General features: G+C 56.2%; 10 protein-coding genes. 7 read left to right on the forward strand and 3 right to left on the reverse strand.

Annotated features, from left to right (window positions below):
• Positions 1-3 precede the first annotated feature (3 nt).
• The gene (locus NST84_RS08825; RefSeq protein ID WP_342565222.1) at positions 4-984 is read right to left on the reverse strand and encodes an ABC transporter permease subunit; all 981 of its coding nucleotides are present in this window, start codon (positions 982-984) and stop codon (positions 4-6) included.
• A gap of 60 nt (positions 985-1,044) precedes the next feature.
• Between NST84_RS08825 and NST84_RS08830 the strand changes: the two genes are divergently transcribed.
• Positions 1,045-1,272, forward strand: coding sequence for a hypothetical protein (locus NST84_RS08830; RefSeq protein WP_342565223.1), 228 nt, complete (start codon positions 1,045-1,047; stop codon positions 1,270-1,272).
• A 378-nt stretch (positions 1,273-1,650) separates the two neighbouring features.
• Here the strand turns inward: NST84_RS08830 and NST84_RS08835 are convergent, their stop codons facing one another.
• A complete protein-coding gene (locus NST84_RS08835) occupies positions 1,651-3,879 on the reverse strand; it encodes an AraC family transcriptional regulator (protein ID WP_342565224.1) in 2,229 nt (742 codons plus the stop codon).
• Between the two features lie 202 nt (positions 3,880-4,081).
• Between NST84_RS08835 and NST84_RS08840 the strand changes: the two genes are divergently transcribed.
• Positions 4,082-5,647 carry a glycoside hydrolase family 43 protein gene (locus NST84_RS08840; protein ID WP_342565225.1) on the forward strand — a complete coding sequence of 522 codons (1,566 nt, stop codon included), beginning with the start codon at positions 4,082-4,084 and terminating at the stop codon, positions 5,645-5,647.
• 14 nt (positions 5,648-5,661) lie between these two features.
• Positions 5,662-7,116 carry a glycosyl hydrolase family 28 protein gene (locus NST84_RS08845; RefSeq protein WP_342565226.1) on the forward strand — a complete coding sequence of 485 codons (1,455 nt, stop codon included), beginning with the start codon at positions 5,662-5,664 and terminating at the stop codon, positions 7,114-7,116.
• Here NST84_RS08845 and NST84_RS08850 read toward each other — a convergent pair.
• Positions 7,099-8,013, reverse strand: coding sequence for an AraC family transcriptional regulator (locus NST84_RS08850; RefSeq protein WP_342565227.1), 915 nt, complete (start codon positions 8,011-8,013; stop codon positions 7,099-7,101). The two genes, NST84_RS08845 and NST84_RS08850, sit on opposite strands and share 18 nt — an antisense overlap.
• 72 nt (positions 8,014-8,085) lie before the next feature.
• Between NST84_RS08850 and NST84_RS08855 the strand changes: the two genes are divergently transcribed.
• The 4 genes from NST84_RS08855 to NST84_RS08870 are packed head-to-tail and all read left to right on the forward strand — an operon-like array spanning position 8,086 to position 13,231.
• A complete protein-coding gene (locus NST84_RS08855) occupies positions 8,086-8,976 on the forward strand; it encodes a pectinesterase family protein (protein ID WP_342565228.1) in 891 nt (296 codons plus the stop codon).
• A gap of 43 nt (positions 8,977-9,019) precedes the next feature.
• Complete coding sequence (locus NST84_RS08860; protein WP_342565229.1) at positions 9,020-10,045, forward strand: alpha/beta hydrolase family protein; 1,026 nt, start codon at positions 9,020-9,022, stop codon at positions 10,043-10,045.
• 35 nt (positions 10,046-10,080) lie between these two features.
• The gene (locus NST84_RS08865) at positions 10,081-11,208 is read left to right on the forward strand and encodes a glycoside hydrolase family 88 protein (protein ID WP_342565230.1); all 1,128 of its coding nucleotides are present in this window, start codon (positions 10,081-10,083) and stop codon (positions 11,206-11,208) included.
• A complete protein-coding gene (locus NST84_RS08870; RefSeq protein ID WP_342565231.1) occupies positions 11,192-13,231 on the forward strand; it encodes a GDSL-type esterase/lipase family protein in 2,040 nt (679 codons plus the stop codon). Before NST84_RS08865 ends, NST84_RS08870 begins: the two co-directional genes overlap by 17 nt.
• The last annotated feature ends 169 nt before the right edge of the window (positions 13,232-13,400 follow it).

Raw genomic sequence — 13,400 nt, forward strand, 5'->3', positions numbered from 1 at the left:
CTCCTAAAATAGTTTGCTGTCTTTGTCATACCAGCCCGCCAGCTTGTTGGCCAGCAGCACCAGAATGAAGCCAAAGACCGACTGGTACAGGGTAATGGCTGAAGCGAAGCCGAATTCGCCGGACCGGATGGCTGTACGGTAGACATAAACGTCGATAATATCGGTGGTCGGAAGCAGCAGCGGATTGAGGAAGGTGACGCCCATAATCATGCTCAGATCGCCCTTCAGCATCCCGCCGATCCCGAGCAGGGTCATTAATATAATGGAAGGAATCAGCATCGGAACGGTTATTTTGGTAATAATCTGCCACCGGGAAGCCCCGTCAATCTTGGCAGCTTCATAATAAGAGGTATCAATACCCTGCAGCACGGCATAGTAGATGATGGCGCCATAGCCGGCGCTTTTCCAGATATTCGCCAGCACCAGGATGACTACAAACAGCCATGGACTGGAGTACCAGTCCATTTGACTGAGCCCGAGCGCCTGAAGCAGCTGGTTGAGAATGCCTTTGTCATAATCCAGCAGGGAGAAGAGGATTGCCCCGATAATAATCCACGAGATAAAATAAGGGAAAAACATCACGCTCTGCGTTACCTTGATGAACCACTTGCTGCGCAGCTCATTCAGAATGACGGCGATCGCAACGGAGCAGAAGGTGCCGGTCAGCATATAAAGCACATTCAACATTACCGTGTTGCGTGTGGCCCGCAGGGCATCCTCCATACTGGAGAAGAAAAACTCGAAGTTGGAGAAGCCTGCCCACGGACTGCCGAAGATCCCGTCATTATAGTTGTAGTTTTTGAAGACGAGAATCAGGCCGCTCATCGGCAGGTAAGCGAACAGGATCAGAATAATGATGCCCGGCAGGGCGAGCAGATACAGCGAGCTGTCGCGCTTCAGCGTTTTGCGGAGGCTTCCGATACGGGAAGTCTTGGGGACCGGGCTCTGCCGTACCGGTGTTCCGGGTGCAGCCTCTTGAATCATTAACAGTCACTCCTTTGTGCTAGCGTTGTCATTTTCCCGTGCCTTGGCAGCACGCTTTACATGGCAAAGCATAAATCGCAGACATATGTAAACGCTACCAAAATAAACGGAAAAAAGTTAAAAAAAGCGGAATCTGCGGGCTTAAAAAAACGTAAAAGGCTTCAGTTTTCTGCTTTTGGGGTAGGAATGAGGTGTTTAGGGACTGTTTTAGGGATAAGTTGGAATAATTATCCTTGTTTTTGGCTTGGTAAGGGTATCGTGGAAAATCCCACTGAATGGCGGACATAGAGGGCGGATTGGTAGCAGCAGAGGGAAAAATCCCACTAATGGGCGCGCAGGGGGTGCGAATTGGCTGGAATAGAGGGAAAAATCCCACTAATGGGCGCGTAGGGGGTGCGGAATGGCTGGAATAGAGGGAAAAATCCCACTAATGGGGCGCGCAGGGGGTGCGAATTGACTGGAATAGAGGGAAAAATCCCATTAACCTATATTACTCCTGCAAAAGGGGATGCTTTCTGACAGCTCATGGCTGTGGAAGCATCCCCTTAATAATTATAGCTGCTGTGGCGCTAGGTAATACGTATATAAACGTGCCTATCCGTGCTGTCGGCGCTATCGGTGCTATCGGTGCTATCCGTAGAATCCACGGTTATCCCAGCACACCTGCTATCCGTGCGACTGCAGAATGTGGTTCATCCGCCATTTGGACGGCGTTACCCCGTAGCGTTTTTTGAATTGTGTAGTGAAATAGGTGCTGCTGTTGTATCCGACCTGTTCGGCGATTTGCCGGATGTCCAGCGCAAGCTCATTTACCAGCAGCAGCTGTGCCTGCTCCAGCCGGATCTGGTTGACGAAGTCGGGGAAGCTGCTGTCCACTTCATCGGCGATCAGCCGGCTGAGGTAGGCAGGGCTGAGCGACAGCTTCTCGGCAAGCGAGTTAAGCGACAGCCTTGGATCGTTGTAATGCTCTCTGATATAGCTGATGGCTTCAGCCGCGATACTCCTGGACTGGACTGCGCTCATGCCGTCGATCCGTCCAGTCGCAGTATAACAGCATTCCTCCAGCCAGCCGCGCAGCCTCCCGTAGCTCTGGATCTGCCAGATGACCTGGTAATGATCCAGAAAGCCGGAGTGCCGGATATCACTTCCCAGTCCGGCAGTACGTTCCAGCTCCAGGGCAAGCCTTGAAACGGCGATTGTAGCCTGCTCTATCCGGTAGCTGGTCACTACGGCAAGCAGACGTTCCACGGCCTGCGGGATATGGCTGCGCTGCTCCGGCAGCCGGACCGCCTGCAGCACCGGTTCAAGTGTACTGTCAGGAACCGGGCTGCTGTTCAGGTGGATTGTATCATCGGCAAAAATGATGTTCCGCTGGTCATGGAATTTGACGTACTGGAGTCCGCTAGCCGCTTCATTGTATTTGGGCTTCAGGAGGCTGAGGTCTTCCGCCAATCCGCTGATTCCAAGCGCGCAGCGGGAGCTGGGCTCGTTAAGCCGGACCGCCAAGGCCTCCCAATTGGCCCGGTACAGGGCATAATCACCAAAGCTTCCGCTCAGCTGCTCGCTTAGGATCAGGACGGCCGATCCTTCATGCGGCTGGAAGGCCTGCACAGCGGCCATCTCGGAGAATTCCGTGCGGATCTGTTCTACCGCTGCGCCGCAAATCTGCTGCAGCCCGGCAGCCGGCGCCTCCTCGAGCACGGCCAGTACGCAGACGCAGTATGCTCCGCCGGCTGCGCCCAGGCGCATATTGGGATTGACCGACTCATCCGGAGCCCGGTGCGGGGAGAGCAGCCAGCGCATCAGGGCGCTGTCGTCACTTTCTTTTTTGAGCTGGTTCAGCCGTGCCCCGATCAGCTCCAGCTCCTGGCTGGCCGCTGCAAAATCGCTGCCGGTCTTTAGCGCCTCCTCATTGCCGGACAGGTGGATGATGTTGCCGAACAGCCGGCCGATCGGCTGGTACATCCGGCGTGAAATCAGGCCGGAGACTATTGCTGCTGCCGCAATGAGGCTTAGACACAGCGTAATCATCAGGTTGCGGGCACTGGAAATATCCCGGATGCTGTCTTTATAGGGAGTGTCCGATATAAACCACAGCTTATCCTGCAGGGAATAGACAAAGGTAACCAGCCGGGGTTCGACGGCTCCCCTATAGACAAAGGAACCTTGACCGGGAGAAGATTTCACGACCTGCTCCAGCATCCCCGATTCCAGCGGCTGGCCGGAAAGCGCACTGTGCATAAGCACTGTACCGTTCGTATCCAGCACAGCATAGCGTGTCGTTTCCCCTTCAGCCTGTGTGAAAAGATTGTTTTGCAGCTTGGACAGATTCACAGTTAAAGCAACAGCCCCGTAATATTCACTGTCTGCAAAGGCCCGGTCATTGTAGAACACCGTCATCAGCTTTACAGGAGCACCGTTGTTCTGCACAGCATCCCACAGAAACGGGGATTCGACAATCCGGCTATCCCGCATCCGCGCCGCCAGCTGCTGCTTGGATTCCGGGCTCAGCGGCATATTTTCAAACATCGCAACAGGCTCATCTACGCCAAAAAGATAAGCGTTCTCCAGATACTGGTTAACCACCAGCGCGCCTTTAATCTGGCTCAAAGCACTGTAGAGCTGGTCGCTCCAGCCCGTATCGCCGCTAAGCATTAGCGCATTGATATTTGGATTGGCGTAGAAATCCATCGTGTAATTCTGGACGATCTCCTTATAATTCATGAATACGGTTTCAGTATTGAGCAGCACATTCCGGTTGGCTTTGTTGACATTCGCTATCGATATATTCCGGTACCAGAAAAAGATGACCACCGCCAGTACAAGAATGCAGCAGACGGATATTGTGGTCAGGCTTATAAAGAAACGGGTGTACAAGCGCTTTCGTTTTCCCAAACAGATCGCCCCTTTGTGTAAAACCTGCTACTCCCATTCTATGGTGACAGATAAGCTTCTGACAAGCAGTGAAAAAGCGGATTTAGAGCATGAAAGTATAAAAATGAAGAAATAGGGCATGGAAAATGCAAGAAAGTTGAATCTGTGCGAACTATAATTGGTGGTGCTTACATACTACCCGCTTTTAAGGAGGCTTCTTGTATTGAGAACATTCCGTAATCCGGTCATGCCGGGCTTTTACCCTGATCCTTCAGCTATCCGTGTCGGTGAGGATTATTATCTGGTCACTTCCAGCTTTGAATTTTTCCCCGGTGTTCCCATTTTCCACAGTAAGGACCTGGTCAACTGGCGGCAGCTCGGACATGTGCTTGACCGGCCGTCACAGCTGAACCTCGACCATACGATTCCTTCCATGGGCATCTGGGCGCCGACGCTGCGCTATCACCAGGGAATCTTTTATATGATTACGACCTATGTAGACAATGACAAAAACCAGCATAACTTCTATGTCACTGCCACTGATCCTGCCGGCGACTGGTCCGATCCGGTGTGGCTGGAGGATGCTCCGGGGATTGATTCCTCGCTGTTCTTTGATGAAGACGGCAAGGTGTACTACACCGGTAACCGTGTTCCGCCTGAAGGGCAGGATTATCCGAAGCATATGGACATCTGGCTGCAGGAGATTGATCTTGAGGCAGGCAGGCTGGTCGGACCCAAAATCAGCATCTGGCAAGGGGCGCTTAAAGTGGCCCACGCCCAGGAAGGTCCGCATATCTACAGGATCGGCAGCTGGTATTATGTGCTGATTGCCGAAGGCGGTACCGGGCATACCCATGCGATTACGATCGCCAGAAGTAAAAACGTAACCGGACCTTATGAAGGACACAAGGCCAATCCGATTCTGACCCACCGGCATCTCGGCCGGCAATACCCGATCGTTAACGTCGGCCACGGTGAGCTGGTTGAGACTCAGCATGGCGACTGGTGGATGTTCTGTCTGGCTTCACGCACCTGCGGCGGCTATTACCGCAATCTGGGCCGCGAAACCTTCCTCACCCCGGTGGCCTGGGAGAATGAGTGGCCTGTAGTGAATCCCGGCAAAGGCGTGCTGGAATTCGAGTCGGCCGCACCCGATCTGCCGGAGACGAAGTGGCCGGAGCTGCCGGCGCGCGATGATTTTGCCAGCGGTGAGCTGGGCCTGATCTGGAACTTCCTGCGGACCCCGCGCGGTGAATTCTGGAGCCTTACCGAGAATCCTGGACATCTGCGGCTGCATCTGAAGCCGGAAAAGCTGTCAGAGGTAGCTAATCCTTCTTACGTGGGAAGAAGGCAGCAGCATCTCAGCTTCCGTTCTGCGGCGGAGATGGCCTTTAGTCCGGCGCAGGAAGGAGAGGCTGCAGGGCTTGTGCTGCTGCAAAATGAAAATTACCACTTCCGCTATGAGCTGGGTCTGGATGCGGGCGAGCAGGTGCTCCGCCTGATTGAGCGGCGGGGCGGCAGTGAGCAGCTGCTCGCATCGAAGCCGTATGCCGGGAATAAAGTACAGTTCAAGGTCCAGGCAAAGGGGCAGGAATACAGCTTCTATTACAGAACTTCCGAGGCAGACAAGTGGACGGCGCTGCATGAAAAGGCGGACGGAACGGTGCTGAGCACTGATCTGGCCGGAGGCTTTACGGGAGCGTATATTGGCATGTATGCCAGCTCGCAGGGTGCAGAAAGCAGCAATTACGCTGATTTCGACTGGTTCAGCTATGAAGGGCTTGAATAGGAGGAGGCAAAAAAATGAGTATGAATGAGAAAACAGAGGCTTATCCGCTGCCCGAGCTTCCGCAGATTCCGGAGCAGACTTTTCATATAAAAGATTACGGCGCGGCCGATGGAGGATTGTCATTAAGTACCGAGGCCATTCAGGGGGCGCTTGATGCCTGTGCTGCAGCGGGAGGAGGAACGGTTCTTATTCCTCCGGGCCTCTGGCGTACCGGGCCGCTGACCCTGCACAGCCGGATTAATCTGCATGCTGAGCGGGGAGCGATGGTGCAGTTCGTGTCCGACTCCTCTTTATATCCGCTGCTGCCTTCCTTTTATGAAGGCAATTCCGGCTGGCGCTGCCAGGCACCGCTGGACGGTGAGGGGTTAAGCGATGTAGCCATTACAGGCGGGGGGGTTTTTGACGGCAGCGGTGAAGGCTGGCGTCCGGTAAAGCGGTTCAAAATGACAGAGCTGCAGTGGAAGAAGCTGACCGGCACCGGCGGAGTTGCGGATGAGGACGGGGAGATCTGGTGGCCGTCCCGTGCAGCAATGGAAGGCGAGGCATATGTCCGCAAGCTGCAAGAGAGCGGGGAAACCGCTATGGAAGTCTATCTGCCGGCGCGTGATTATCTGCGCCCGACACTGCTCAGCCTGCGGAACTGCCGCAGGGTGCTGCTGGACGGGCCGACCTTCCAGAACTCGCCTGCCTGGTGCCTGCATCCGATGGCCTGCGAGCAGATTACGGTACGAAATGTCCAGGTCCGCAATCCCTGGTATTCGCAGAACGGGGACGGCATTGATCTGGAATCCTGCAGTCACGCGCTTGTTGAACATTGCAGCTTCGATGTCGGGGATGACGCGATCTGCCTGAAATCAGGCAAGGATGAAGAGGGCCGCAGGCTGGGAAAACCCTGCCGGTATATTACGATCCGCCACTGCACCGTGTATCACGGGCATGGGGGCGTAGTCATCGGCAGCGAGATGTCCGGCGGTGTGCATGCCGTCCGGGTTAATGACTGCCTGTTCATCGGCACGGACATCGGCCTCCGGTTCAAAAGCGCCAGAGGCCGGGGCGGGGTGGTCGAGGATATTGTCATGGAGAACATCACCATGAGCGGCATCATTCATGAAGCGGTCTCCTTCCATATGTTCTATGCGGGCGTCGAGGGCTCGCAGGGACATGATGATCAGCTGCTGCCTGTGACTGAGGAAACACCGCAGTTCCGGGATATCACCTTGCGGAGTATCGTCTGCCAGGGAGCGCATACCGCGCTGCTGGTGAACGGGCTGCCTGAGCTGCCGCTGGCCGGGCTCACTGTTGAGAACCTCCGCGCAGACAGTGAGCGGGGCATCATTTTGCGTAATGCCGACGGGCTGAAGCTTGATGGGATCAGGCTGCAGACTGCGCAGCTGCCGGCGTTGCAGATTACAAAATGCAGCAATGTCACCATTACAGATTCGGATGAGCTGTTACTCACCCGGAGTTAGGATAATGTCACCGTCCGCGTTCTCCCGGGTACTAAATGAGCCGGAGGCGGGCCGGGCTTTGGCTTCCTTCCGGTACTGAAGCGGAGTCAGCCCGGTTGATTTTTTAAACGTCTTGTTGAAGTGGGAAAGATGCTCGAAGCCGACTGCCGAGGCGATTTCCTGGATTTTACCGGCAGAACCGGACAGCAGCCGCTCCGCTTCCCTGACCCGGATATGCACGATATACTCCCGGAAGTGAAAGCCTGTCAGGCGGTGGAAGACCCTGCTTAAATAAGAGGGGCTAATGAAAAAATGCCCGGCAGTCTGCTCAAGCGTCAGCGACTCGCGGTAATGATCGCGGATGTAGGTGGCGACTTCTGTTACCAGCTGGTGAAGCGGATGCCTGGTTGCTCCGGCCTGTGAGGTGGTCTCGGAACGCTGAAGCAGAATCATCAGCTCCGTCAGCAGTGTGATAATGGACGTCTCATAAAAGGGCCGCTGCAGCCGGCATTCCTCCAGCATCCGGTTCAGCAGGCTTTCCGCCTCATCCTGTTCACGCAGCGTCAGCCTGAACAGGCGGTAGCCGCGGCTGCTGAACCATTGCGCTCTATTGCGCAGCACCGGCGGGAGCAGGGCCGGGTCATAATTGATCAGAATCCGCTCAAATTCAGCGATTTCGGAGCTGGCTGTAGCATGAAGCTCGTTGCCGGGGATGAGGATCAGCTCACCTTTATGAACGGTGACCACCCTGTCATCGACAAAGTAGACGCGCTCCCCCTCCAGCAGATAATACAGCTCTGTTAACTCGTGGCTGTGCGGGCGCGGCATGGCAGTAATGCCTTTGCGCTTCATATGCTGAATGCTGCAGCGCCCGTCTGCAATATGATATTTGGGATTAGGGCTGCTTACGCTGGTCATGAATCTCCTCTTTTCTACAGGCCGATACGGCTATTATAGAATACATTCAGTTGGTTATGAAAGGAGCCGCACATGCTTATTACCGTTTCAAAAAATAGCGCCGAAGCGTTCAGCAGCCTGCAGGAGGCGCTGGATTCTATTCCGCCGGAGCAGAGTTCAGCGGTCACCATCCGCATTAAGCCCGGTGTCTATGCAGAAAAAATCACCGTAGGGCAGCATCTGCCTCCCATTCTGCTGCTCGGTGAGGATTCGCATTCCACGATCCTCAGCTGGCCGGATAACGCGCATACGCTCGGCCCGGACGGCGAGCCGCTTGGTACATTCAGATCGGGCACGCTGAATGTTTTTGCCGCAGGCTTCACCGCCGAGAATCTGACCGTCCGCAATGCCTCCGGTCCGGGTACAGGCCAGGCGGTAGCCGCTTTTATCGACGCAGACCAGGCTGTCTTCCGGCGTGTCCGCCTGCTTGGCGACCAGGACACCCTCTATACCGGCCAAGGCAGACAATATTACGACAATTGCTATATTGAAGGCGATGTGGATTATATTTTCGGCGCGGCCACCGCTTTGTTCGACCGCTGCGAGCTGCACAACAAGCGCTCCAGAGGCTACATTACAGCTGCTTCCACTCCGGAAAACACGCGGTTCGGCTATGTCTTTCTGGACTGCCGGATTACCGGCGGCGAGGGTGTAAGTGAAGTGTATCTGGGACGGCCTTGGCGGGACTTTGCCCGTGTGGCCTTTATCCGCACCATTATGGATGCTTCTGTTACCCCGGAAGGCTGGCACAACTGGGGGCAGCCTGGGCGGGAAACAACAAGCCGTTATGAGGAATTTGCCAGCAGCGGCCCCGGGGCCAATCCTGAGGCAAGAGTATCCTGGTCCCGGCAGCTGAATGCCGGGGAAGCAGCGGAATACCGGGTGCTGAACGTCCTCGGCGGCTGGCATCCGGAGGGGTATTAAACGCCTGCTTAACGCAGGCTCCACTTGAGGAGGCGGACAACGCATGGATGTATTGCAGCAATATATGAACAGGCTGACGGATTCCGCGCCCCGCAGCTCGGCTTACCGGGGGAATGTTCCTTTCAGCGAGTGGAGATCCGGCCTTGCCGCTGCCTTCACGGAGAAGCTGGGCGGTTTCCCGGAGCGGCACGCGGAGCTTGAACCCGTATTGCTGGAGCGTGTTGCCTGCTCCGGCTATGTCCGGGAGCGGATCGAGATCACCACTTATAAGGGACTGCGCATGCCGCTGTACCTGCTGATACCGGAGCAGGCTTCTGCCTCCCCGGCGCCTGCCGTTATCGCCGTGCACGGGCACGGCTACGGCAGCCGGGAGATTACCGGGCTTCATCCGGACGGCTCTGAGCGGCAGAGTGACCCGGGACTGCATAAGGATTTTGCCGTATCCCTGGTCAAAGAGGGATTCGTTGTCGCCGCGCCGGAGGTGCTTGGCTTCGGTGACCGGCGGCTGGCCGAAGACCGTGCAAGCGGCGAGCCGGGCAAAAACTCCTGCTTCCGCCTGTCCTCCGCACTGCTAATGGCAGGGCAGACAATGGCGGGCTACCGCATTTATGAGACGATGCGGGTTGTCGATTATCTCCAGACCCGCAATGAAGTGCACAGCGGGAAGACCGGCATTATGGGGATTTCCGGCGGCGGGCTGGTGGCCGGGTTCACAGCGGCGCTCGATGAACGGATCGCCTGCGCGGTAGTCAGCGGTTATGCCAATACGTTCGCGGCTAGTATTCTCTCGCGGAACCACTGCCTGGATAACTACATTCCGGGGATTCTGCTGGAAGCCGAGATGCCTGATCTGCTGGGCCTGATTGCGCCGCGCGGACTGTTCCTGGAGTCAGGCGCTGCCGATCCGCTGTTCGGTCCGGAAGGAGCCAGGCAGGCGTTAGCCAGACTGCAGGAGATTTACAGAGCGGCCGGTCATGCGGGGCAGGTCGGGGCGGATTTTTTCCCGGGCGGGCATGAGATTCACGGCGGGCTGGCGTTTGCGTGGCTGCGCGGGCAGCTTGCCGACTGACTTATATGCAAGATAAACGACAGGAGGAATGAAGAATGCCTACAACCGAAGTGAGTACCCTGAGCTGGTCCCGCAGGATTGCGGACACCATCCTCGGGCAGTGTAATGAGCAAGGTGAGCATGCTTATCTGCTGGAGCGCTGGGCTTATGTTCCGGGGATGATGCAGCTGGCAATGGCCAGAGCCGGGATTCAGCTGGGTGAGCCGGAGTATTTCGATTATATGCAGCGGCATATGGACAGCTTCATCGGGGAGAACGGCTCAATCCGGACATACCGGCTGGAAGAATACAACCTCGACCAGATCAACCAGGGCAAAAATCTGTTCCTGCTCTACCAGAAAACCGGAGAGCAGCGCTACGCCGAAGCCGCCCACCTGCTGGCAGCGCAGCTGATCAGCCATCCCCGCACCTCGGAAGGCGGCTTCTGGCACAAAAAGGTCTATCCGTTCCAGATGTGGCTGGACGGCTTATATATGGCTTCACCGTTCCTGGCCCAGTTCGGCGCAGTCTTCCAGCGTCCCGAGCTGATCGACGAGGCGGCCCGCCAGCTGCTGCTGATCGAGCGCCGGACCCGCGATCCCCGTACCGGGCTGCTGTATCACGGCTGGGATGAATCGAAGGAGCAGGAATGGGCCGATTCCACGACAGGCTTATCCTCCCACTTCTGGAGCCGGGCGATGGGCTGGTATGTAATGGCTTGCGTAGACTGCCTGGAGCACTTCCCGGTGACCCATCCGCAGCGCGGGACCATTATCGGCATTTTCCAGCGGGTGTGCGGTGCGCTTCTGGAGGTGCAGGACAAAGAGACTGGCCTCTGGTATCAGGTGCTGGATCAGGCGGGACGCAAGGGCAACTACCTGGAAGCGACCGGCTCAACCATGTTCGTCTATGCCATGGCTAAAGGTCTGAGACTGGGCTATCTGGAGCGTTCTTTTAGAGAAGGTATGCTGAAAGGCTATGACGGAATCATGAAGCATCTGGTCACAGAGGACAACGAAGGTCTTCATCTGCATAAAATCTGCAACGGAGCCGGACTCAGCAAAGACCGCAACGGTTCTTATGACTACTACATTTCTGAGGCAGTTGTTTCAGATACCCCGATGGGAGTGGGGCCGCTATTGCTGGCATCGCTGGAGGTGGAGAACTATGGGGACGGGCATTAGACAACAGCCGGAACAATCTGAGCAGCAGGCGGGATACCGTTACAACTTCACCAGCGTCCCGAAGGCCGGATATGTAACGGTTCCCTACGACCGGGAGACCGGTGCAGTGCGGTATGAGGATACCGGCAGTTACGGATTTGTGGAGCAGACCGGTGCCTTGCCGCCGCGCCGGGTGAACCGTGCGCAGATTTCGGCTGCTCATGGAGGATTCGAGTTGAGTGAGCCGGAGGCAGACAGCGGGACGGAAGTGCAGAGTGGGGAGCCAGGCAGTCATGGCAGCGGCGGCATGGCTTTTCGTGTCAAGCTTCCCCGCGGTGCCTATAAGGTTCAGGTCACGCTGAGCTCTGCCCCTGAGGATACAATCATCGCCGTTTCCGGCATGAACGCTGACGCGCTCAGCCAGGCGGAGTACTGGGACGCAGCCCGGCTTGTGCCGAACCTTACCCGGCCGCAAACTCAGGGGAAGATCTGGTCATACGACTATGTAAGCGGCCGCGAGTATCTGGATATTGAGCTCGAGCCGCGGCGGCCGGGTGTGACGGTGGGGATTGCGGAGCTGGTACTGATGCCAATCGGGCGCAAGCACCGTACCGTTGCGGAACTGCCGGTTATTTTTACACTCGGGGATTCGACGGTAAAATCATATGTGTTCGAGGAAGCGCCGATGTCCGGCTGGGGCCAGGTATTCGGCAAGCTTTTTGACGGGGAAAAGGTTCAGGTAGTCAATTACTCACAGGGCGGACGCTCCTTCAAAAGCGCACATAACGAGGGGCGGTTCAACGACATTCTGCTGACCGGCAGGGCAGGCGATTATCTTCTGATCCAGTTCGGCCATAACGACGAGTCAGAGGATGAGGAGCAAAGGTTCGGCAGAGGCTCGACCGAGGAAATGTACCGTACCTATGTGGAGGAAATTTATATTCCGGCTGTACGCGAACGGGGGATGATTCCTGTACTGCTGACCCCAATGTCGAGGACAGACGGAGCGGCGCAGCCGGGGCATGTATATAAGGATTCTTTTGCGGAGCGGAAATTCCCCGTTATCCTCAGAGAACTGGCCGGGAAGCTTGGAGTCCCGCTCATCGACCTGAATAAGGCCAGCCTGGAGTATTACAATGAGCTTGGAGTTGAAGCGGTAACGGCGATTTTTATGTCGGTTGAAGCCGGAGAGACACCGGGCAAAACCAATGACGGCAGCTACGCGGGCGGCCACCCCTCCTCCAAAAATGACGGCACCCACTACAAGGAAGCCCTGTCCAAGCAGTTTGCCCGGATGGTTGTTACGCTGATTGCTGAGCTGGGAAAAGAGGGGGATGCCGACGCAGCCCGGATTGCTGGTATGCTGAAGCCTACGGTGCATGCAGCTATACGGTCGCAGGACTGGTCAGCTGTGTATCCCGAGATTACCCCCGATATCGTGTCCGGCCCTGGCGCGTATTACCGGAATCAGATTGAGAAGCTGATTCAGCTGGGTGTGCTTGGTACAGATGAGGAAGGCCGGTTTAACCCGGAAGGCCTGATTACTGTTGGGGAGTCTGCAGCAGCACTGGGTAAAGTAATGAAGCTTGATCCTGCGGTGCTGGCAGACTATACGTCTGTGGCTGGAGCAGACGCGTTGACGAGGGAAGTGATGGGCGTCATGCTCTGGGATGCTTATCAGGCAGCTTTTACCGGGAAGCCGCGCTTTATGACCGATTATAACGGGGATGCCCTGGGCCCGGACGATCCCGGCTATGCCCCTTATCTGCCCCCGGAGCAGAGAGGGATCATGTATTACCCGCTTGTCTCCTTTGAGCAGCTGACGGATACGGATCAGGTTGACCCGGAGCTGCTGCCCAAGATCGAAGCTGCTTACAAGCGGGGACTCTTCCGAGCGGAAAAAGGAATCCGGCGGGGCGAGCTGTCTTACGCTGACGCACTTGAGCCCAAGCTGCCGGTTACCCGGGCCAAAGCCGCCAAGGCTTTGTATTATATGTGGGTGCTGATCCACCCGGTAAATGTGGAGAACCATGTGCTGCTGTAATGTAGCGGATGGCCACGTGGAGCTGCCTGCTCTTCCCCTTTAGAGGGGGAGGGGCAGGATTTTTTTGCTGAGGAGAGTTGAGTTTGCTGATATAGCTGCAGTTTGTGCAACTAAAACGAGCAAAAATGGGTGTCTTCGCGATATAAGTGTAGTTTGTGCAGCTAAATTT

Source organism: Paenibacillus sp. FSL R7-0345 (genome assembly GCF_038595055.1).
GTDB lineage: Bacteria > Bacillota > Bacilli > Paenibacillales > Paenibacillaceae > Paenibacillus_AQ.